Annotated in this window: 19 protein-coding genes; 11 read left to right on the top strand and 8 right to left on the bottom strand. The window is 74.6% G+C overall.

All coding sequences use genetic code 11. The features are described from left to right. Positions 1 to 890 (bottom strand): transglycosylase domain-containing protein (locus LDL48_RS16175; protein WP_225255959.1); only part of this gene is annotated, 890 nt, incomplete at its 3' end. A gap of 62 nt (positions 891 to 952) precedes the next feature. Between LDL48_RS16175 and LDL48_RS16170 the strand changes: the two genes are divergently transcribed. Continuing rightward, positions 953 to 1,513 carry a mycothiol transferase gene (locus tag LDL48_RS16170; protein WP_225255951.1) on the top strand — a complete coding sequence of 187 codons (561 nt, stop codon included), beginning with the start codon at positions 953 to 955 and terminating at the stop codon, positions 1,511 to 1,513. A gap of 9 nt (positions 1,514 to 1,522) precedes the next feature. Here the strand turns inward: LDL48_RS16170 and LDL48_RS16165 are convergent, their stop codons facing one another. Beyond that, on the bottom strand, positions 1,523 to 1,810 hold the full coding sequence (locus LDL48_RS16165) for a DUF1905 domain-containing protein (RefSeq protein WP_225255950.1): 288 nt from the start codon (positions 1,808 to 1,810) through the stop codon (positions 1,523 to 1,525). A 23-nt stretch (positions 1,811 to 1,833) separates the two neighbouring features. Between LDL48_RS16165 and LDL48_RS16160 the strand changes: the two genes are divergently transcribed. After that, positions 1,834 to 2,115: an Rdx family protein gene (locus LDL48_RS16160; protein ID WP_225255949.1), complete on the top strand. Its 282-nt coding sequence runs from the start codon at positions 1,834 to 1,836 to the stop codon at positions 2,113 to 2,115. A gap of 6 nt (positions 2,116 to 2,121) precedes the next feature. Here the strand turns inward: LDL48_RS16160 and LDL48_RS16155 are convergent, their stop codons facing one another. Next, positions 2,122 to 3,126 (bottom strand): NAD(P)-dependent alcohol dehydrogenase, encoded by a 1,005-nt coding sequence (locus tag LDL48_RS16155; RefSeq protein ID WP_225255948.1) that lies wholly within the window; start codon positions 3,124 to 3,126, stop codon positions 2,122 to 2,124. A gap of 73 nt (positions 3,127 to 3,199) precedes the next feature. Here LDL48_RS16155 and LDL48_RS16150 point away from each other — a divergent pair, with 73 nt between their 5' ends. Further along, a complete protein-coding gene (locus LDL48_RS16150) occupies positions 3,200 to 3,706 on the top strand; it encodes a ribonuclease FAU-1 family protein (protein WP_225255947.1) in 507 nt (168 codons plus the stop codon). A 73-nt stretch (positions 3,707 to 3,779) separates the two neighbouring features. Here LDL48_RS16150 and LDL48_RS16145 read toward each other — a convergent pair whose 3' ends face one another. Next, positions 3,780 to 4,595 carry an SAM-dependent methyltransferase gene (locus LDL48_RS16145; RefSeq protein WP_225255946.1) on the bottom strand — a complete coding sequence of 272 codons (816 nt, stop codon included), beginning with the start codon at positions 4,593 to 4,595 and terminating at the stop codon, positions 3,780 to 3,782. A gap of 14 nt (positions 4,596 to 4,609) precedes the next feature. Next, positions 4,610 to 6,163 carry an MFS transporter gene (locus tag LDL48_RS16140; RefSeq protein ID WP_225255945.1) on the bottom strand — a complete coding sequence of 518 codons (1,554 nt, stop codon included), beginning with the start codon at positions 6,161 to 6,163 and terminating at the stop codon, positions 4,610 to 4,612. Positions 6,164 to 6,266: 103 nt separating this feature from the next. Between LDL48_RS16140 and LDL48_RS16135 the strand changes: the two genes are divergently transcribed. Further along, on the top strand, positions 6,267 to 7,010 hold the full coding sequence (locus LDL48_RS16135; RefSeq protein WP_225255944.1) for a TetR/AcrR family transcriptional regulator: 744 nt from the start codon (positions 6,267 to 6,269) through the stop codon (positions 7,008 to 7,010). Between the two features lie 65 nt (positions 7,011 to 7,075). Continuing rightward, entirely contained in the window at positions 7,076 to 10,387 is a 3,312-nt protein-coding gene (locus LDL48_RS16130) for a BTAD domain-containing putative transcriptional regulator (protein ID WP_225255943.1), read from the top strand. Here the strand turns inward: LDL48_RS16130 and LDL48_RS16125 are convergent. Next, entirely contained in the window at positions 10,363 to 10,848 is a 486-nt protein-coding gene (locus LDL48_RS16125) for a calcium-binding protein (protein ID WP_225255942.1), read from the bottom strand. The genes LDL48_RS16130 and LDL48_RS16125 overlap by 25 nt on opposite strands. Positions 10,849 to 11,034: 186 nt before the next feature. Here LDL48_RS16125 and LDL48_RS16120 point away from each other — a divergent pair, with 186 nt between their 5' ends. Together LDL48_RS16120 and LDL48_RS16115 are read left to right on the top strand one after the other, a co-directional pair. Beyond that, positions 11,035 to 11,640, top strand: a complete 606-nt coding sequence (locus LDL48_RS16120; RefSeq protein ID WP_225255941.1) for a hypothetical protein — start codon at positions 11,035 to 11,037, stop codon at positions 11,638 to 11,640. A gap of 79 nt (positions 11,641 to 11,719) precedes the next feature. Further along, positions 11,720 to 12,493: a GNAT family N-acetyltransferase gene (locus LDL48_RS16115; protein WP_225255940.1), complete on the top strand. Its 774-nt coding sequence runs from the start codon at positions 11,720 to 11,722 to the stop codon at positions 12,491 to 12,493. On the opposite strand, the gene LDL48_RS16110 is transcribed toward LDL48_RS16115, so the two are convergent. After that, the gene (locus tag LDL48_RS16110) at positions 12,483 to 13,421 is read right to left on the bottom strand and encodes an RNA polymerase sigma factor (RefSeq protein WP_225255939.1); all 939 of its coding nucleotides are present in this window, start codon (positions 13,419 to 13,421) and stop codon (positions 12,483 to 12,485) included. The genes LDL48_RS16115 and LDL48_RS16110 overlap by 11 nt on opposite strands. A gap of 152 nt (positions 13,422 to 13,573) precedes the next feature. Between LDL48_RS16110 and LDL48_RS16105 the strand changes: the two genes are divergently transcribed. After that, on the top strand, positions 13,574 to 14,959 hold the full coding sequence (locus LDL48_RS16105) for a ferredoxin reductase family protein (RefSeq protein WP_225255938.1): 1,386 nt from the start codon (positions 13,574 to 13,576) through the stop codon (positions 14,957 to 14,959). A gap of 89 nt (positions 14,960 to 15,048) precedes the next feature. On the opposite strand, the gene LDL48_RS16100 is transcribed toward LDL48_RS16105, so the two are convergent. Next, positions 15,049 to 16,308, bottom strand: a complete 1,260-nt coding sequence (locus LDL48_RS16100) for an EAL and HDOD domain-containing protein (protein ID WP_225255958.1) — start codon at positions 16,306 to 16,308, stop codon at positions 15,049 to 15,051. A gap of 138 nt (positions 16,309 to 16,446) precedes the next feature. Between LDL48_RS16100 and LDL48_RS16095 the strand changes: the two genes are divergently transcribed. The 3 genes from LDL48_RS16095 to LDL48_RS16085 all read left to right on the top strand — a co-directional run bounded on the left by LDL48_RS16095 (position 16,447) and on the right by LDL48_RS16085 (position 20,388). After that, complete coding sequence (locus LDL48_RS16095) at positions 16,447 to 17,934, top strand: GGDEF domain-containing protein (RefSeq protein WP_225255937.1); 1,488 nt, start codon at positions 16,447 to 16,449, stop codon at positions 17,932 to 17,934. A gap of 90 nt (positions 17,935 to 18,024) precedes the next feature. Next, positions 18,025 to 18,924, top strand: a complete 900-nt coding sequence (locus tag LDL48_RS16090; RefSeq protein WP_225255936.1) for an SDR family oxidoreductase — start codon at positions 18,025 to 18,027, stop codon at positions 18,922 to 18,924. Positions 18,925 to 18,951: 27 nt separating this feature from the next. Further along, positions 18,952 to 20,388, top strand: coding sequence for a nitroreductase family protein (locus tag LDL48_RS16085; protein WP_225255935.1), 1,437 nt, complete (start codon positions 18,952 to 18,954; stop codon positions 20,386 to 20,388). Positions 20,389 to 20,674: the final 286 nt, after the last annotated feature.

Raw genomic sequence — 20,674 nt, 5'->3', positions numbered from 1 at the left:
TTCTTCGCCACCGACACGCAGCCGTTGCCCGGCCGCTTGATCTCCCGCGGGATCTTGGACGCCTTCGCCTTGTTGAACTGGTCCTGGGTGATGAAGCCCAGCTCCAGCATGTCGCTGAGCACGTAGGCGCGACGGTCCCGGGCCTGCGGGTAGCCGGTCTCCGTGGTGGGGTCGTACGCCGACGGCGCCTTCACCATGCCGGCCAGCATCGCGGCCTCGGCCACGCTGAGGTCCTTGGGCTTCTTGCGGAAGTACACCTGGCTGGCCGCGGAGATGCCGTACGCCCCGCTGCCGAACGGCGCGGTGTTCAGGTAGCGCTCGAGGATCTGCTCCTTGGTCAGCTCCTCTTCCACCTGCATCGCGTACTTGATCTCGTTGATCTTGCGCTTCGGGGTGTCCTCGGTCGCGTCGACGACCTCCTGCGGGTTCGTCGCCGAGTACGCCAGCGACATCTTCACGTACTGCATGGTCAGCGTGGACGCGCCCTGCTGGCCCTCGGACTCGGACTTGCTGTTGTTGCTGACGAACGCCCGCGCGACACCCTTGAGGTCGACGCCGTTGTGCTTGAAGAACTCGTGGTCCTCGGCGGCGATCATCGCGTTCTGCATGTTCTTCGAGATGTCCTTCAGCGGCACGTCGCTGCGGAACTCGTCGAAGAACACCGAGATCGGCGTCTTGCCGTCCGCGGCGAAGATGCGGGTCACCTGCGGCGCCGTGGTGTGCTTCAGCTCACTCGGGAGCTGCGCGAACGACTCGCCGCCCGCCTTCGCCGCCAGACCGGACATGGCCACGGCCGGGAACGCCGCCGCGGCCACGACGACGCCGGCCAGCAGGCCGCAGATCACCAGTGACGCGGCGTTGGCAAAGATGTTGTGATCGCGATGGCGCATCCAGGAACTCACGGGAGGCACGATACGTGAACCGCGCACGCGACTCGATCTATGGTTCCCCCATGACCGATCGTGATCCCTGGGAACCGCCGCTCGCGGGCACCGAGGCCGAGCACCTCGTCGGCGCCCTCGACCGGCTGCGCACGACATTCCGCTGGAAGGCCGACGGGCTGGACGCGACCGGGCTGCGGACCCGCGTCGGCGCCTCCGCGCTCACCCTCGGCGGCCTGCTCAAACACCTCGCCGCCGCGGAGGACCACACGTTCACCGGCAAGCTCGGCGGGCAGCCGCTCGGCGCGCCGTGGGACGCCACCGGCTGGGACGGCACCGGCGACTGGGACTTCACCTCCGCCGCGGACGACCCGCCGGAGCAGCTCTACGCCCTCTACGACGGCGCGGTCGCCCGCTCCCGCGCCCGCCTGGACGCGGCCCTGGCCGACGGCGGCCTCGACCAGCCGGTGCACGTCGCCGACGCCGGCGGCACCCACGCCAGCCTGCGCCGGCTGGTCTGTGACCTGATCGAGGAGTACGGCCGGCACACCGGGCACGCCGACCTGATCCGCGAGGCGGTGGACGGGCTGACCGGCGAGGATCCGCCGTCCGGCTGGCGTCCGGTGTCGTGACCCGCGGGGTCAGACGTCGACCGCGAGACGGACCGTGACCACGTCACCCACCTCGATGCCCTCGGCGGACCGCACGACCGCCTTCACCGGCACCAGGTACCGCCCGTCCTTGGGCCACAGCGAGGTGGTCCAGCCGGTGTCCCCGATCCGGGCGGCCACCGGGATCATCCCCCAGCCGTAGGTGACGACCGCGGAGGCCGCCTCCAGGGCCGCGCACTGCTCGTCCGGAACCGTGACGAAATGCCAGGGCGACGGGCCCTTCCAGAACCACACCTCGCCGCTGAACTCCAGGTCCATGTGAGCAGAATAGGAGACCTCCGGTGACCACCAGGCACCCGCGGTTGGAGATCGAGTACTGCACGCAGTGCCGCTGGCTGCTGCGCGCCGGGTGGACGGCGCAGGAACTGCTCACCACGTTCCCGCGGGACCTGGGTGAGGTCGCGCTGGTGCCCGGCACCGGCGGGGTGTTCGAGATCCGGCTCGACGACGAGCTCATCTGGTCGCGCAAGACCCAGGGGTTCCCCGAGCTGGCCGAGCTGAAGCGCCTGGTCCGCGACCGGGTGGCGCCGGAGCGCGACCTCGGCCACTCGGACCACCGCTGAGCGGCGTCACGCGGTGAGCACGATCCGGCCGACCGGCTCGCCGTCGGCCAGGTGGCGCAGCGCCGCCCCGGCCTGGTCCAGCGGGTACGTGCGGTCGATCACCGGGGCGAGGTGCCCGGCCTCCAGGTGCGCCCGCAGCGTCTCCATCGCCTCCGCCTTGGCCAGGCCGCCGGCACCGCCGCGGACCTGCCGGACGAACAGCGACATCAGCATCAGCCGGCCGAACCGGGGCACACTGCCCAGCCAGCGGCGGCCGGCCCGGCCGAAGTGGTCGTGCCCGATCAGCACGTAGACGCCGTCCGGGGTCAGGGCCCGCCGGCACGCCGAGACCGGATGGTTGCCCGGGACGTCGACGATCAGGTCGTACCGGGACGTACCCCTGGTGAAGTCGTCCCGGGTGTAATCGACCACCCGGTCCGCGCCCAGCCGGCGCATCAGGTCCTGCTTGCCGGTGTGGTCGACGCCGGTCACGTGGGCGCCGCCGGCCTTGGCCAGCTGCAGGACGATCGCGCCCACCCCGCCGGCCGCGCCGTTGACCAGGACCCGCCGGCCCGGTGCGACCCGGTCGGCGGGCAGGTTGAGCAGCGCGATGTACCCGGCGGTCGGCACCGCGGCCGCCTGCGCGAACGACACCCCGCCGGGTTTGCCGGCCAGGCCGGACTCGGGCGCGCGGGCGTACTCGGCGAAGCTCCCGCCGTTGCGCCAGGCCTGCCCGCGCAGCGTCTCGCCGAAGACCTCGTCTCCCGGCCGGAACCGGGTCACTCCGGCACCCACCGCCGCCACCACCCCGGCCAGGTCGGTGCCGGGCACCGGGCACGACGGCCGCCGGACGCCGGAGCCCATCAGGCGCAACAGGTACGGCCGGCCGCTCACCACGTGCCAGACGTCCGGATGCACGGACGCCGCCCGCACCCGGACCAGCACCTCGTCGCGGGCCGGCACGGGACGGTCGATCTCCGCGACCCGCAGGCCCTCCGGGTCGCCGTACCGATCCTGGACGACCGCACGCATCGTGTCCTCCCCGCTCCGCTGCGCACAGGGTAGGCGGACGGGTCCAGTGCGACCGGCGGGTAGGGTCGGCCGGGTGGGCGTGGAGATCCGGTTCACCAAGTGGGGCGGCCGGCCGCACTGGCGGTACACCCTGGAGCCGTTCGCCACCGACCGGCACGGATGGTGGCTCGGTGGCCGGGCCGGGATCCTGCTGCAACGCGGATCCGAGCCGCCGGTCGTGCAGCCCTCCGACGTCGTCCTGCTGGTGCCGCCCGGTGAGCCGTGGATCGCCAGCTGGAACGATCCCGCGGCGAACGACATAGCGCTCTACGTCGACGTGACGACCACCCCGGTCCGCGACGGCGACGCGGTGCACGCGGTGGACCTGGACCTGGACGTGGTCCGGTGGCGCGACGGCCGGGTCGACGTGCTGGACGAGGACGAGTTCGCCGACCACCAGGTGCGGTACGGATATCCGCCGGAGATCGTCACCCAGGCGCTCGAGACGACCGGCGACCTGGTCGCCCGGATCACCGCGGGCACCGAGCCGTTCGGTGCGGCCGGCGCGGCCCGGCTGGCCGAGTTCAGCCGGCCGGCCTGAATCCAGCAGGTCTGAGTCCAGCAGGTCTGAGTCCAGCAGGCCGGCCTGAGTGCGACCGGCCGGGCTGAGCGGCTCAATCCTTGCGGCCGACCCCGCCCCAGACCGACACGTTGACCCGGTCCGGCACCGGCTCCCCCGGCTCGGCGCGCCACTCGCTGACCGGCACGATGCCCGGCGGCAGCACCTCGAGACCGTCGAACACGGTGGCGAACTCGTCGCGGCCGCGGGGCCAGACGTCGGACCGGCCGGCCGCCCGCAGGCTCTCGTGCGCCTCGCGGTGGGCCGGCGGCGCGAAGTCCAGCGTGGCGTGCGTGGCCACCAGGTAGCTGCCGGCCGGCAGCGCGTCCAGCAACCGCCGGACGATCGGAGCGGCGGCACCGTCGCCGGGGATGAAGTGCAGCACCGCGACCAGCATCAGCGCGACCGGCCGGGTCATGTCCAGCGTCTCGCGCAGCACCGGGTCGCGCAGGATGGCGTCCGGGTCGCGCAGGTCGGCCTCGATGTACGCGGTGCGGCCCTCGGCGGTGCTGGTGAGCAGCGCCCGCGCGTGCGTCATGACCAGCGGGTCGTTGTCGACGTAGACGACCCGGGTGTCGGGCGCGATCCGCTGGGCGACCTCGTGGGTGTTGTCCGCGGTGGGCAGGCCGGTGCCGATGTCCAGGAACTGGCGCAGCCCCACCTCGGCGGTGAGGAAACGGGTGGCGCGCTGGAGCATGGCGCGGTTGGACCGGGCGCCGATCCGGACCCCGGGGAAGCGCTGCTCGAACTCGTCGGCGGAGGCCCGGTCGGCGGCGAAGTTGTCCTTGCCGCCGAGCCAGTAGTTGTACCGGCGGGCGGGGTGCGGCACGGAAGAGTCGATGATCGCGTGGCGTCCTTCATGGCCCGGCATGACGCCGACCTTACTCATTCGCGTCGATCGGGTAGATCCCCGGCACGGGGGACCCCCGTCAGCGCGACACCGCCGGCCACCGGCTCCACCGGCGCGGGATCCACCGGCGCGGGGCGGGTGCGCAGCATCGTCGCCGCGACCACGGCGGCCGCGACGCCGCCGGCCACGCCGACCCAGGCGGTGGTGGACAGTGCCTCGACGAACGCGGTGCGGGCCAGGTCGGCGAGCCGCCCGTCGCCGGTCGCCGCGGCGGCGTTCAGCGCGTCCCCGATGGACCTGCGGGCCGGCCCGGTGACGTCGGCGGGCAGCGCCGACGAGTACGCCGCGGTCAGGACGCTGCCCAGCACCGCGACGCTGAGCGCGGCGCCGACCTGCTGCACGGTGTCGTTGACCGCGGAGCCGACGCCGACGCGTTCCGGTGGCAGCGCGGCGAGCAGGGTGCCGTAGGCGGCCGGTCCGGCGGTGCCGCTGCCGGCCCCGATCACCACCAGGGCGGTGACCAGTTTCAGGTAGCCGTCGGCGGGGCCGATGGACGCGAGCACCGCGAAACCCGCCGCCATCAGCAGCAGGCCGGTGGCGATGGCCACCCGGGTGCCGAGCCGCTTGTCGGCCACCACGCCGATGCCGTTGAACGCGGTCACGGTCAGCAGCATCGGGATGAACGCCAGGCCGGCCCGCATCGGCCCGTAGCCCAGCACGAACTGCAGGTACTGGGTCAGCGCCAGCATCACCCCGCCGGCCGAGAAGGACAGCAGCACGATGGACAGGCTGGCGCCGCCGAAGTTGCGGTCGCGGAACAGCGAGATCGGCAGCATCGGTTCGGCGACCCGGCGTTCCCAGAGCCCGAACGCGGTCAGCGCGACCACCGCGACGGCGAAGCCGGCCACGGTCCGCGGCGCCGACCAGCCGGCGTCGGCCGAGGCGATGACGCCCCAGACCAGCGCGGCCATGCCCACCGTGGACAGCAGCGCGCCGAGCGGGTCGGGCCGGGTCGCCGGTCCGCGCGACTCCGGGATGACCGCGAGCGCCGCGATCACGCCCAGCACCGCGATCGGGATGTTCATCAGGAACACCGCGCCCCACCAGAAGTGTTGCAACAGCAGGCCGCCGACGGTCGGGCCGCCGAGCGCGCCGAGCATCAGCACCGAACTCCAGATCGCGATGGCCTTCTTGCGCTCGGACTCGTCGAACACCGTGGTGAGGATGGACAGCGTGCCGGGCATCAGGAACGCGGCGCCGACGCCCATCAGGCCGCGGACCGCGATCAGCTGACCGGGGGTCTGGCAGAGCGTGGCCAGCACGGACGCGCCGCCGAACAGCACCAGGCCGAAGACCAGGCCGCGGCGGCGGCCGTGCCGGTCGGAGAGGCTGCCGGCGGTGAGCAGCAGGCCGGCGAAGACCAGGATGTACGAGTCGATGATCCACTGGATCTCGGCGGCACTCGCCCCCAGGTCGCGGATCAGCGACGGGATGGCGATGTTCAGCACCATGTTGTCGATCACGACGACGAGCAGGCTCAGGCAGAGCACACCGAGGATCAGCCAGCGGCGCGGGTGGGGCGACGGCATCAGGACACTCCGATCGTACGGTGTGCGGGAAGCTCGAACACCGTACCAGTAACTCGAACGGCGTACGACGGTCGGTAGACTGCACCGGTCGGAAGGACCCCGGATGCCCTCGAAGCCCGACCCGTTCAGCAGCTCGGTCTGGACCCACCCACCCCGTGGCCGCGGTACCCAGCCGCCGCTGAGCCGCGACCAGATCGTCCGCGCCGCGATCGAACTGCTCGACGCGGAGGGCGCGGCCGGGCTGAGCATGCGGCGCCTGGGCACCAAGCTGGGGTCCGGCGCCACGTCGGTGTACTGGTACGTGGCGCACAAGGACGAACTGCTGGAACTCGCGGTCGACCAGGTGATGGGCGAGGTGTACGTCCCCGACCCGGACGACACCGGCTGGCGGATCGGCGCGTCCGTCTTCACCTCCGGGCTGCGCGCCATGCTGCTGCGTCACCCGTGGGTGATCGGCCTGCTCGGGGTGCGCCCCGCCATGGGACCGAACGCGATGCGCAACGGCGACCGGATGGTCGCGCTGCTGTCCGCGGCGGGGTTCTCCGGGCTGGAACTCGCCCACGCCAGCTCCCTGCTGATGGCGTACGCGATCGGCTCGGCCAGCACGGTCGCCGCGCTGACCAGCACCAGCCGCGAGGCCGGGGTGCCGGTCACCGAGATCGTCACCCGGATCGAGCCCTACCTGGACCTGATCGCCGCCGACCACCCGCACTACGACAAGTGGCGGCGCGAGATCGGCCCGGCCGCACGCGACCCCGAGCGGGTCTGGGAGGACGGCTTCATGTTCGGCCTGGAACGGCTGCTCGACGGCCTGGAATTGTGGCTGTCGCGCCGGACCGGCGGCTGATCGGCCCGTGTCGGCTCTCCGACCTGACCCGGGGCACCCGGGGGCGCCGACCCTAGCCTGAGCGGATGGCAGCCGAGCGTGCGTACGGCCGGACGACGCTCCTCGTGGCCGCCGCCGGCTACGGCAAGACCACGGCGCTCGAGGACCGTTGCGCGCGGCGGCCGTCGTACCTCATCTCCGCCGCGGACTGGCCGGCGGACGGCCCGGACGCGCCCGCCCACCTCGCGATCGACGACCTGACCGCCCTGCCGCTCGAGGCGCAGCTGCGCCTCGCCGCGCGACTGCGGGCGCTGCCCGCCGCCACCGCGGTCACCGTCGCGGCCCACCAACCGCTCCCGCCGGCGCTGCTCGCCGCGCTGCCCGGCCCGGTCACCGAGATCGGCCCGCCCGACCTGGCCCTGCCCGCCCACCAGGCCGCCCGGGTGCTGCGCGAGGTGCACGGCGTGACCGACGCCGGCCTGGCCGCCACCGTGCACACCCTCACCGCCGGCTGGCCCGCGCTGGTCCATCTGGCCGGCGAGACGCTGGCCGGCCGGGTGACCGGCCGGCGCACCGACCCGGACGAGCTGCTCGACGCGCTGGCCGGTCCCGGCACCCCGGGCGCCGGCTGGATCCGCGACCACGTGCTGGCCGACCTGCCCGAACCGGCGCTGCACCTGCTCGACGCGGTGGCCGGGCTCGAGCCGATCGACGGCGCGCTCGCTGCCGCCCTGGTCACCGCCGCACCCGCGACCGCCGGCAGCACCATGCTCTGGCTGCGGCGGTACGGCGTCCTGGTGCCCGGACGGGTGCCGTTCAGCCCGCCCGGCGGGGGCCTGCGGGTGGTGCCGGTCGTCGCCGCGGCCCTGCGGCACCGCCGCGACCCGGCCGGCGGCACGGACGCCGACCGGCTGCGCACGGCGGCGGACCGCTACGTGACGGCCGGACTGCCGCTGCCGGCCGCCTGGGCCTACGCCCGGGCCGGCGAGACCGGGCGGTGCGCGGCGGTGATGGAGGCGCACGGCGACCAGATGCTCGCGGCCGGCGGCGCCGCCGAGGTCACCCGGCTGGCCGCCGGCCTGCCGGGCTCCGCGGGTACGCCCGCGGTGCGCCTGCTGACCGCGGACGCGCACCGGATGGCCGGCGACGTCGCGGCCGCCGAGCACGCGTTCACGCCGCTGCTGGCCGAGGCGCGGGCGGCCGGGCGGCTACCGGCCCGGCTGGCCTGGCGGGCGGCCATGCTGCGCTACCTGCAGGCCGACTACCGCGGCGCGCGGGACCTGCTGGACCACGCGGAACCACCCGCCGACCCGCCGACGGCGGACGACGTCCGGCTGCTGGCCTGCCGGGCCACCGTCCTGGTCCTGCTCGGCGACAACGACGGCGCAGCCCTGGTCGCCGCGGCCGCCCTGGCCGCCGCCGGAGCAACCGCCCCGGGGCCTCTCACCGCTGCCGCCGGACCTCTCACCCCAGCCGCCGCCGAGCCAACCGCCAGGGCCGAGCCAGCCCCCGGAGCCGAGCCAACCCCCGGAGCCGAGCCAACCCCCGGAGCCGAGCCAGCCCCCGGAGCCGAGCCAACCCCCGGAGCCGAGCCAGCCCCCGGAGCCGAGCCAACCCCCGGAGCCGGCCCGGCTGCCGGAGCCGGGCCAACCGCTGGAGCCGGGCCGATCGCGGCCGCGCACCTGGCCGCCGCGCTCGCCGCCACCGGGGTCCGCCGGGAGGCGCACCTGGCCGAGGCCGAGGCCGCCGCGGTCCGGGCCGGCGACGTGGTGCTGCAGGGCCGCGCCCTGGTCAACCAGTCGGACTGCCGCCTGCGCGCGGCGAACTACCCGGCGGCGCTGGCCGCGGCGCGGCACGCGGTCGACCTCGGCGGCCCGCCCGGCGCGATGATCGCCGCCCTGCACAACGCCGGCGAGGCGCTCACCTGGCTGGGCCGCTACGACGAGGCGATCCACCACTTCGAGTGGGTGCTGCAGGTGTCCCGCCGGGTCGGGCCCACCCGGGCCGCGGCCGGGCTGCGCGGACTCGGTGAGGTGTACCGCCAGCTGGGCCGGCGCGAGCAGAGCATGACCGCCTTCGAGGAGGCCGCCGAACTGGCCCGGGACTGCTCCGACGTGCAGATCCTGGTGCCCGCCCTGAGCGGCCTGGCCCGCCTGCACGCCGAGGGCAGCCGGGTGGACCTGGCCGCGGCCCGGGCGGCGGCCGAGGCGGCCGGGCGGCACGCACCGCCGGCGTTCCGGCCGGTGGCCCTGATCGCCCAGGGATGGGTGGCGCTGGCCGGCGGCGACCCGGCGGCGGCCCGGGAACGGGCGGCCGAGGCGGCGGCCGCCGCGCGGGCCGGGCGCCGCGGCGACCTCATCGCCGGGGCGCTGGAGCTGTCCGCCGCCGCCACGGCCGATCCGGACGAAGCCGCGGCGGCGCTGGACGAGGCGACCGCGATCTGGCACCGGGCCGGCGCCGCCCCGGCCGCCGACCGGCTGGTGGTGCTGCGCGGTCGCCTGCCCGGCGCCGGCACCGCCCGGCGCCTGGCCGCCCGGGCCGCCACCAGCCGGCTGCTGGCGCTCGGCGTGATCGCGATCAGCGGCCAGCCGCTGACCCCCGGCGAGGCCATGCACGCCCCGGTGCGGATCTTCGTGCTGGGCAGGTTCGACGTGGTGGTGGCCGGCCGCCCGGTGCCGCTGCCGGCCTGGCGCTCCCGGCAGGCCCGTACCCTGCTGAAGATCCTGGTGGCCCGGCGGTCCCGCGCGGTGCCGCGGCCGGAGCTGTGCGAACTGCTCTGGCCGGACGACGAACCGCGCCGCACCGCACACCGGCTGTCCGTCCTGCTGTCCGCGGTCCGCGCGGTGCTGGACCCGGACCGCCGCCGCCCGGCCGACCACTACGTGCGGGCCGACTCGGCCGGGGTGTCCCTCGACGCCGCCGCGGTCCGCGTGGACGCCGAGGAGCTGATCCGCGACGTGGCCCACGCCGACGATCTGGCCCGCACCGGCGATCCGGAGAGCGCCCGCAAGGTGCTCGCCGAGGTGGACACGGCCTACCGGGGCGACGCGTTCGACGACGAACCGTACGAGGACTGGGCCGACCCGCTGCGCGAACTGGCCCGGGCGGCGTGGCTGCGCGGGCTACGCCGCCTCGCCGCCCTGTCCCGGGCCGGCGGCAACCTGGACCAGGCGGCGACCTGCCTGGTCCGGCTGCTCGCCGTGGACCCGTTCGACGACTCCGCGCACCGGGCCCTGGTCCGGGCGCTGGTCGCCGCGGGCCGGCACGGGGAGGCCCGCCGGGCGTTCGACCGCTGGTCCGCCGCGATGCGGCAGATCGACGCGCCGGGGCCGGACCGGGCGGCGCTCGCCGCTCCGGCCCCGAGACGGACCGGTCAGCAGGCGTACGGCCCGGCGTAGGTCAGGTACACGATGTCGTAGGTCGCGGTCGCCCAGCTCTCCCAGCACTGGTCCGTACCGCCCTCGCCGTCCAGGTCGTCGACGCCCACGCCGGAGTACAACGTGTCGTCGCCGGCGCCACCGCGCAGCTCGTCGTCGCCGGCCAGCCCGGCCAGCAGATCCGGGCCCGGGCCGCCGGTCAGCGCGTCGGGGCACCCCTCGCCGAAGATCTGGTCGCTGCCGTGCCCGCCGTAGAGGGCGTCCGATCCGCCGCGGCCGTAGATCTCGTCGTCACCGCCGTTGCCGTGGATCTCGTCCGTGCCGATCGTGCCGATCAGCACGTCGTCGCCGTCCGTGCCGATCAGCGTCACGCCCGGGATCGACCCGCAGAGCGACGCCTCGGTGGCCGCGGCGGGCGCCGCGAGGACGGTCGACAGCAGGCTCCCGGCCGCCAGCGCCGCGATCGTGTTGCGGATGCGCATGAGTGCTCCTCCCCGTACCGGCCACCCGGTGCGGCCGGTCGGGGACACGGTGGCACCCGCACGTCAGCGTGGCGTCATCACGGCGGTCGCGCTGAGCCGGCGCTGACCCGGTACTGACGCCGCCGCGGAGTCTGGCATCGCACCGCCGCCGAGTCCCGGACGGCGGGCCGACCGAAGGGCAACACCATGACCAGAAGGATTCCGCGCCGGGTGCTGGCGACGTCCGCGGCGGCCGCGATGGCCACGCTCGGCGTCGCGGCACCGGCAGTCGCCGACCCGCCCGCCGACGGACCGGGCTGCGTGGTCACCGTGGACCACACCCGGCCCGACACCTGCTTCGCGACGTTCGCCGCGGCACTCGAGTTCGCCTCCGGCGGCCGGCTGGCGCCGGGGCCGAAGAACACGCCGAAGGACCTGCGGGGCCCCGGCCTGGACGCCCGGATCGACGCCGCCAACGCGGAGTCGGAGCGGCAGGTCCGCGCCGGCGCACGGGCCGCCGTGGTGTGGACCGTGCTGAGCATCGAGTACGCGGAGCCCAGCTACACCGGCGCCTACGTGATCTACAGCGGGTCGAACGGCAACTGCACCACCCGGACCACCGACCGGGACTACGCCACGCCGTCACTGCTCGCCGGGTGGGTCAACGAGATCTCGTCGTTCCGCTCGTACGCGAACTGCTGGGTGAAGCACTGGGAGAACCCGAACTACGGCGGTGCGTCGGTGGGACCCACCGGCTCGCGCGCCTCGCTGGGCCTGCTGGACGACGCGACCAGCTCGATCGAATGGACCTGATCGGCTGAGCGCCGGGCGGCGTCCGGAATATCCGGGGTACCGGATCGAACTTTCCGGGCGCCGCCCGCATCAGGCCGGTATGGGAACCTCGACCACCGCCATCGACTCGATCCACGACCTGCAGCCCCAGCTGGCCAACTGCCGCGCCTACTGGCTCGGCTGGGGCAGCGCCGACGACGTGCACGCCGACCTGCCGGTCTACCGCAGCGTCGTGCCGCGCCCCCTGCTCAACGGGGTGCTGCGGCTGCGCGGCCGGCGGGTGGCCCAGGTGCTGCCGGAGGTCCGGGAACGCCTGGCCGGCACGCCGTGGCTCTGGTGGGCCGGTGCCGACTCCGACCCCGCGGTGGGCGACGACCTGCGCGCCGAGGGCGCCACCGAGGTGCAGACGCTGCCGGTGATGGCGCTGTCGCTGGACCGCATCCCGGAGACGCCGCTGCCCGCCGGGACGCGCATCGACCGGGTCACCGACGCGGCGGACATCACCGCGTACGTCGAGGCGTACGCGCCGCCGCTGGGCGTGACCGGGACGGCCGTGGCCGCCACCGTCGAGGGCGAACTCCACCGCTCCGCCCGCTACGACGACCTGCTCCGCTTCGCCGCCCGGATCGACGGACGGGTGGTCGGCACCGCCGCGGTCTCGATCAGCAACGGTGTGGCCGGCATCTACGTCGTCGCCACCGACGCCCGCTACCGGCGGCGTGGCATCGGCGCCGCGGTCACCGGCGCGGCGCTGCGCGCGGCCCGGTACCGGGGACTGCGCGTCGCCACGCTGCAGGCCAGCCCGGCCGGCGAGCCGGTGTACCGCCGGCTGGGGTTCCGGACGGTCGGCTCCTACCGGCTGTTCAGGTTCTGACCTGGTCCGCCCGCGCGGGTGGGTGGAACAGCCGGAGGTGGCCCACCCGGCCGCCGTCGAGGTGTTTCACCCACACCGCGCTGGGCGGGCAGTGGAACGGGTCGTGCGGCGGGCTGATCAGGTCGGTCCGCAGGATCACGATGTCCCGGTCCGCCGCGACATCGGTCAGCCGGTACCGGACGCCGTCGCCGATGTCGCCGTCCATCACCCGGACCAGGAAGTCCTGGCCGCGGGAGCGCAGGCCGTCCGGCCAGGACGTGGTGACCGACGGTGCGTACGTCTGCGCCAGCGCCTCGGCGAACCGTCCCCGGTGCGCCGCCTCCAGCAACTCGACGGCCTCCCGCCGGCGGGCCCGCCGCAGCGCCGCCGCATCGTCGTGGACCTGGTCGGCCGTGGCCAGCAGCGCCTCCGCCAGCCGGGCCCGGGCCTGGCTGAGCCGGCTGCGCACGGTGCCGACCGGCACCCCGCACACGGCCGCGATCTGGTCGTATGCGGTGACGTCGGTGAAGTACCGCAACATGGTCACCAGGCGCAGGGCCGGCGACAGCTCGTGCACCGCCCGCCACACCCAGTCCCCGGTGGCCTGCCGGTCGACCAGGTCGGCCGGGTCCGCACCGGCGGGCAGGGCCAGCGCGTCGAGCTGGTCCACCGGAACCTCCCGGGCACCGCGGAGCTGCATCCGGCAGGCGTTGCGGACGATGGCCCGCAACCACGGCCCGACGGCGTCCGGATCGCGCAGGTCACCGATCCGCCGCAGCGCCACCAGCGCCGCCTCCTGCACCGCGTCCTCGGCGGCCGGCCGGTGACCGAGCAGGCTCAGCGCCACGGCGACCATCCCGGCGCGGTGCCGGGCCAGCAGCACGCCCAGGCATTCCACCGCGCCGCCCCGGGCGGCCCGGACCAACTGCGCCTCGTCGGTGTCCCGCACCGCCTCACCTCCGCGGGGCAGATTACCGGCGCCGCGCCATCCGGTTGTCGACAGTTGTCTTGGCAGGCCGGTCGGCGCACCGCTCAATGGCAGTGAACCAGGGCGGCCGCGGCGCGGTACACGCCGGTAGACGCTGGTGACAGGAGACGCCCATGACGGCAGCCGACGAGACCCTGACCCGGCCGGGCCGGCTGACCGGCCGGCCCGGCACCCTGCTGCCGGGCCGCCACCCGGCCACCCTGGCACGCGCGGTGCTGGTCGCGTTCGTCCTGATCAACGTGGTCGTCGTCGAGGCCCTGTTCGTCACCTCGGACGTGGCGTCCAAGCACGTCCTGATCGACGTGGGCAAATTCTTCGGCCTGCACGTGGCGCTCGTGATGATCTTCCAGCTGCTGCTGGTGGCCCGGCTGCCCTGGCTGGACCGGCGGATCGGCATGGACCGGCTCACCGCCTGGCACCGCTGGGTGGGATTCACCCTGCTCTGGACGCTGATCCTGCACGTCACGTTCATCGTGCTCGGCTACGCCCGGCGGTACGCCACCCCGGTGCCGCGCCAGGTGGTCAGCCTGGCCGGCTCGTTCCCGGTGCTGCTCGGCATGGCCGCGCTGGCCGTCATCGTGGTGGTGGCCGGGCTGTCCGTGCGGTACGCCCGCCGCCGGCTGCAGTACGAGACCTGGCACGCGCTGCACCTGGCGCTCTACCTGGCGGTGACCCTGGCCCTGGTGCACCAGATGTTCGAGGTCAGCACGTTCACCTCGTCCGCGCTCGCCACCGCGTACTGGTGGTCGCTGTGGGCGTTCGCCGGGCTGGCCCTGCTCGGCGGCCGGGTGGTGCTGCCGCTGTGGCGCAACGCCCGGCACCGGCTGCGCGTCGCCGCGGTGGTGCCGGAGTCGGACACCGTGGTCTCGGTCCACCTGCGCGGGCGCCACCTGGACCGGATGCCGGCCCGGGCCGGGCAGTTCTTCGTGTGGCGGTTCCTCAGCGCCGGACGATGGTGGCAGGCGAACCCGTTCTCGTTGTCCGCGGCACCGGACGGCCGGTCCCTGCGGCTGACCGCGAAGGCGGTCGGCTCGGGCAGCGCCGGCCTGCGTCACGTGCCGGTCGGCACGAGGGTGTTCGCCGAGGGCCCGTACGGCGCGTTCACCGCGCTGCAGCGGGTCACCGACGCCACCCTGCTGATCGCCGGCGGGGTCGGTGTCACGCCGATCCGGGCGCTGCTGGAGGAACTGGACGGTTCCGTGGTGGTGCTCTACCGGGTGCCCACCCGGGCCGACGCGGTGCTGCTGGCCGAGCTGGAGGCGCTGGCCCGGATGCGCGGCGCCCGGCTGCACGTGCTGACCGGCCGCACCGGCGCCGGATCGCCGCCGAACACCCCGTTCGCGCCGGAGAACCTGCACGCGCTGGTGCCCGACATCACCGGGCGCGACGTGTACGTGTGCGGCCCGCCGGCCATGACCGACGCGGTGCTGCGCAGCCTGCGGGCGTTGCGGGTGCCCCGCCGCCAGGTGCACGCGGAACGGTTCAGCCTGGCCGGCTGAGGCCGATGAACCGGCCCGTGCAGTTTAGATGAACGGGGCGTGCCACCGTCTCCGGACGTGGGCTGGCCGGTGCTCCCCCGTGGCGCCGGTCAGCCCCGCGGGGCCACCGGATCGCGGGCCGGGCCGGGTGGCCGGGCGGCGTTCATCACGCCGTTGCACCAGCCCACCGCCTGCAGGTACGCCTTGACCGCCTCGCCCGGCTCGAGCAGTTCCGCGAGCGCCGACGGTTCGCCCTGCTCATACCGGCGCACCGCGGTGAGCAGCCCGCCCAGCTTGCCCGAACCGTCGGCCAGCGCGGCGGTGACATCGGCGGACAGCGGCAACTCCCCGGCCAGCTCCGCCGGGGCCCGCCCGAGCAGGTCGGCGACGCCGGAGAGCAGGCCGGCGCTGAACGCGGAGGCGCCGGACAGCCGCACCTGTTCGGCCGCGGTCTGGCACATCCGGGCCCGGGTCATCACGGTGGCGAGCTGGTCGTCGGAGGCCTCGGCGAGGTCGCTGAGCAGCATCAGCGTGACCCACTGCCGGACCGTGTCCAGGCCGAGCAGCACCGCGGCCTCGCGCACCGACGAGACCCGCACCGAGAGGCCGGACGCCGCCGAGTTCGTCGCCTGCAGCAGCCGGTAGGTCAGCGCCGGGTCGCCGGCGATGTGCTCGACCACCTCGTCGAAGTCGACGTCCGCGACGGACAGCGCGGTGAGCAGCCGGACCCGGCTGAGCCGGGCCGGGCTCAGCGTCGCCGTGGAGAGCACGTGCGGGCGGCCCAGCACGTGGCCCTGGAAGAAGTCGAAGCCCAGCCGGAACGCGCGTTGCAGGTCGTCCTCGGTCTCCAGCCGCTCCGCCACGAGCTGGACGTGCGGATGGTCGGCGCGCACCCGGCGGACCACCGCGGCCACCTCCGCCACGTCCGCGTCGAGCACGTCGATCTTGACGTAGGTGGCCAGGTAGAGCAGCCGGTCGTGCGCGCCGGGCTGGTAGTCGTCGAGCGCGATGGTGAAGCCCCGCTCGATCAGCCCGGTGACGCCGGCCACCACCGCGTCGTCCACCTGCACGGTCTCGACGATCTCGAGTACCGCCTGGTTGGAGTCGAACGGCACGGGCAGGTCCCCGACCAGGAACTCCCGGGTGACGTTGATGAAGCAGGCCCGGGTGTCCACCAGCTGTTCCAGGCCGAACTCGGTGAACGCGGCCACCATCACCCGGCTGGTCGCCTCGGCCGAGCGGCGGGTCGCCCGGGTCGCCCCGGCCGCGTCGCGGAACAGCAGCTCGTAGGCGACGACGTCGCCGGACCGGTCGTAGATGGCCTGCCGCCCGACGTGGATGAGGGGGGCCTGGTCACCGTCTCGTGGCATCACTGAATCAGGCTAAACCGGAACAAGAGCCCTCGGAGGGTAATAGGCGCGGGGCCGCAACCGGACTGCACCCGGCAGGCACCGCGACGCCACCCGGCCCCGGGCACCGTGGCGGGTCGGAACCGGATCGGGGGCGACATGGCGACGTACACCTGGCCGCGTGCGGCCCCGGGCCTGCGCCCGCGGGCCTGGTCCGGCTACCTCGTGGCCACCGTGGTGGCGGGCGTGCTGTACTTCGCGCTGCCCCCGCTCGGCGCCCCGGAATGGTCCGGCGCCGTGCTGTACCTGGGGATCTGCGCCGCCACCCCGATCGCCATCGTGGCCGGCACCCGGCGGCACCGCCCGGCGAGCCGGCGCGGCTGGCGGCTCCTCGCCGCCGGGCAACTGCTGATCACCGCGGCCGAGGCGCTGACCTACGTGTCCGAGTACCTGGCCGGCGGCTTCGAGGAACCCGACCCCAGCGACGTGCTCTACCTGAGCGCGTACCCGCTGCTCGCGCTCGCGCTGCTCACCTTCGTCCGGCGCCGCACCCCGGAGTGGGACCTGGCCAGCGCGCTGGACGCCACCATCGTGGCGGTCGCGGCCGGCCTGGCCTGCTGGGTGTTCCTGGTACACCCGCTGGCCACCGACGCCGACTCGTCCACCGTGTCCCGGGTGATCCAGGGCCTGTACCCGATGCTGGACCTGGTGCTGCTGGTGATCACGGTGCGGATGATGCTCGGCACCGGCGTCCGTACCCCGGCCTTCGGTCTGCTGGTCGGATCGGTCGCCATGCTGCTGGCGGCGGACGGCATCTGGGCCACGCTGAGCATCCTGGAGGTCGAGACCTTCGTCAGCCCGCTGGACTCGCTCTGGATGGCCTCGTACGCCCTGATGGGTGCCGCCGCGCTGCACCCGTCGATGCGCCGGCTCGACGAGCCCAGCGGCGTCGCCACCCCGGACGCCTCGCTCGGCCGGCTGGCGATCCTCGGCGTCGCCGTGCTGGTCGCGCCCGGCGTCCAGGTGGTGCAGGACCTGCGCGGCGAGGACGTCCAGACGCCCCTCACGGCGGGCGCCTGCGCGGCGATGCTGCTGCTGGTCATGGCCCGGATGGCCGGCATGGTCGCGGCCCAGCGCCGGGCCGCCATCACGGACGGGCTGACCGGCCTGCACACCCGCCGCTACTTCGAGCAGTGCCTGGCCACCGAGGTGCACCGGGCCCGGCGCACCGGCCAGCCGGTCGGCCTGCTGCTGGTCGACGTCGACCACTTCAAGGCCGTCAACGACACCTACGGCCACCCGGGCGGCGACCGGGTGCTGATCGAGGTGGCCCGCCGCCTGCTCACGAGCAGCGGCGAGGGCGCCGTGGTGGCCCGCTTCGGCGGCGAGGAGTTCGCCCTGCTGCTGCCGCACACCGGCCCCGACGGCCTGGACACCGCCGCGGAGCGGATCCGCCGGGCGATCGGCGGCACCCCGATCGCGGTACGCGGCGAGACCCTGATCCGGGTCACCGTGTCGGTCGGCGCGTCCTGCCTGCCGGAACACGCCGACACGCCGGAGACGCTGGTGCTGACCGCGGACCACGCGCTGTACGCGGCCAAGGACGCCGGCCGCAACCGGGCCGTGGTGTCCACCGCCGCCGCCTGACCCGGCGGGCGGTTCCGGGCGTTCCGGCGGTTATCCCGCCCCGGAACGGGAAGTCTGAGCCCATCAGACCCGAAACCCGGAAGGCAGACCATGGCCGAGGACCAGTACGGCAAGCAGGACCCGCAGGATCAGTACCGGACCCCGGAGTCGCAGGACAGCGACAAGATCCCGCACCCCGGCCGGACCGCCGACATGGACGACAAGCCGGACCACGGCGAGGACAGCTACCGCGGCAGCGGCCGGCTCACCGGCAAACGGGCGATCATCACCGGCGGCGACTCCGGCATCGGCCGGGCGGTGGCCATCGCGTTCGCCCGGGAAGGCGCGGACGTGCTGCTGTCGTACCTGCCCGAGGAGGAGGACGACGCCCGGGACACCGCCCAGCTGGTGGAGAAGGCGGGCCGCCGGGCGGTGACCGTGCCCGGCGACATCCGCGACGAGTCGCACTGCGCCGCCATCATCGAACGCGCGGTCGCCGACCTCGGCGGCATCGACATCCTGGTGAACAACGCCGCGTACCAGATGGCGCAGGACGGCGGCATCGCCGACATCACCACCGAGCAGTTCGACCGGGTGATGAAGACCAACCTGTACGCGATGTTCTGGCTCAGCAAGGGCGCCGTGCCGCACATGCGGGCCGGCTCCACGATCATCAACACCGCGTCCATCCAGGCGTACCAGTCGTCGCCGAACCTGCTCGACTACGCCACCACCAAGGCCGGCATCATCGCGTTCACCAAGGCGCTCGCGGCCGGCGTGGCGGAGCAGGGCATCCGGGTCAACGCGGTGGCACCCGGTCCGATCTGGACCCCGCTGATCCCGGCCACCATGCCGGACGCGAAGGTCGAGTCGTTCGGCGCGGACACCCCGATGGGGCGGGCCGGTCAGCCCGCCGAGCTGGCGCCCGCGTACGTGTTCTTCGCGTCGCAGGAGTCCAGCTACGTCAGCGGCGAGGTGCTCGGCGTCACCGGCGGTAAGCCGCTCGCCTGACCGTCGCCGGTCCGGCAGGATGCCGGCATGGATGTCGATTCCGGAGCCGGGCTGCTGCACCAGCTGACGTCGTACCAGCCGGGCCGCGACTGGGACGAGGCGGCCGACGACCCCCGGATACGCCACGACCTGACACCGAGCGATCCGGCCACCCGGCCGCCGCAGGTCAAGGCGTACCCGGCGGACCTGCCGACGGTGGCGCTCCCGCGCGACCTGCCCGACCCGCAGGTCCCGGCGACCGCGGTCCTGGCCGGCGCCGCAGTCCCGGCGCAGCCGCTCGACGCGGCCCAGCTGGGCCGGGTGCTGTTCCTCGGCGCCGGGGTGGTGCGCACCGGCGTGCGCGACGGCCACGAGTTCCGCTTCCGGGCGTCCGGCTCGGCCGGCGCCCGGTTCCCGCTGGAGGTGTACGCCAGCACCCGCGGCGTGGCCGGCGTGCCGGACGGCGTCCACTGGTACGACCCGGACCGGCACGCCCTGGTGCGGATCGGCCCCGCCGCCGGTGGAGAGGCGACCACCCTGGTGGTGACCGGCGTACCGTGGCGCACCGGCTGGCGGTACGCCGAACGCGGCTGGCGCCACCTGTACTGGGACGCCGGCACGCTGCTCGCCCAGCTGTCCGCCGCGGCGGCCGGCGCCGGCTTCGAACCGCGGCTGCGGTCGCTGTTCCCGGACGCCGCGGTGACCGCCCTGGTCGGCGCGGACGGTGTGCACGAGTACCCGCTGGCCCTGCTGTCGCTCGGCGACGGCGCACCGGCCATCGACGCCGGCGGTCCCACCGCGACCGGCGACCTGCCGGCGGTGGAGTTCCCGCTGTGCACCGCCGCCCAGCGCGCCGGCGACCGGGACACGCTGGGCGAGCCGTGGCCGCCGGGTGACCCCCTGATCGACGTGCCGCCGTCCGACCCGCTCAACCAGGTGGTCCGGCGGCGCGGGTCGCAGCGGCTGATGGACCGGTCCCGTACGGTGCCGCGGGCGCTGCTGGACTGGCCGGTGGCCGCCGCCCTGCGCGGCGTGACGGTGCCGCACTGGGTCGTCGTGCACGGTGTCGACGACGTGCCGCCGGGGCTGTACCGCTGGCCCGACCTGACCGCGCCGATGCGGACCGGCGACCTGCGTGCCGAGCTGGAACGGCTCACCCTCGGACAGACGCTCGCCGCGGACGCCGCGTACGTGGTCATCGGCGCCGCGCCCGGGTCCGCACTGGACGACCGCGGCTACCGGGCGGCCCAGCTCGCCGCCGGGCTGGTCGAGGGCCGGCTGCACCTGGCGGCGTACGCGCTGGGCATCGGCGCGTCCGGGATGACCTTCCGCGACTCCGACGTGCCGGCGTTCCTCGGCGAACCGGACAACCTGGCGACGCTGCTGTTCACCTGCGTCGGGGTCCCGGAGTACCGGTCCCGGCCGGGCGGCGGGCCGGGTGCACCGGTCACGGTCCGCATGGTCATGCCGCGGCTGGTCGACTGAGCCACCGTTTCGCCGGCCGGCGACCGGGTACGCGGACCTCGGACGGCGGAACCGACGCCGAACGCACCACCGCGAACCGCGACTCCGACGGCGTACCCGTCGGCCGGGCGGACGCCGAAGCCGACGCCCGCCGGTCCGGAGCGGACACCGACTGACCACCGTGCCGTGCCACACCGTGCGCCCGGCGAGCAGCCGATGATCACGGTGTGGCACGGCGTCGCAGCCATCGGTGCTCATATCTAGTGAAACGTGACTATTTCCAGGTCGTCAGGTACGTTCACGCCCG

The sequence above is a fragment of the Jidongwangia harbinensis genome (genome assembly GCF_020216025.1).
In the GTDB taxonomy this organism is placed as follows: Bacteria; Actinomycetota; Actinomycetes; order Mycobacteriales; family Micromonosporaceae; genus Actinoplanes; species Actinoplanes harbinensis.
Note: the sequence above shows the minus strand (reverse complement) of the source record. Positions and strands in the feature narration are given on the sequence as shown.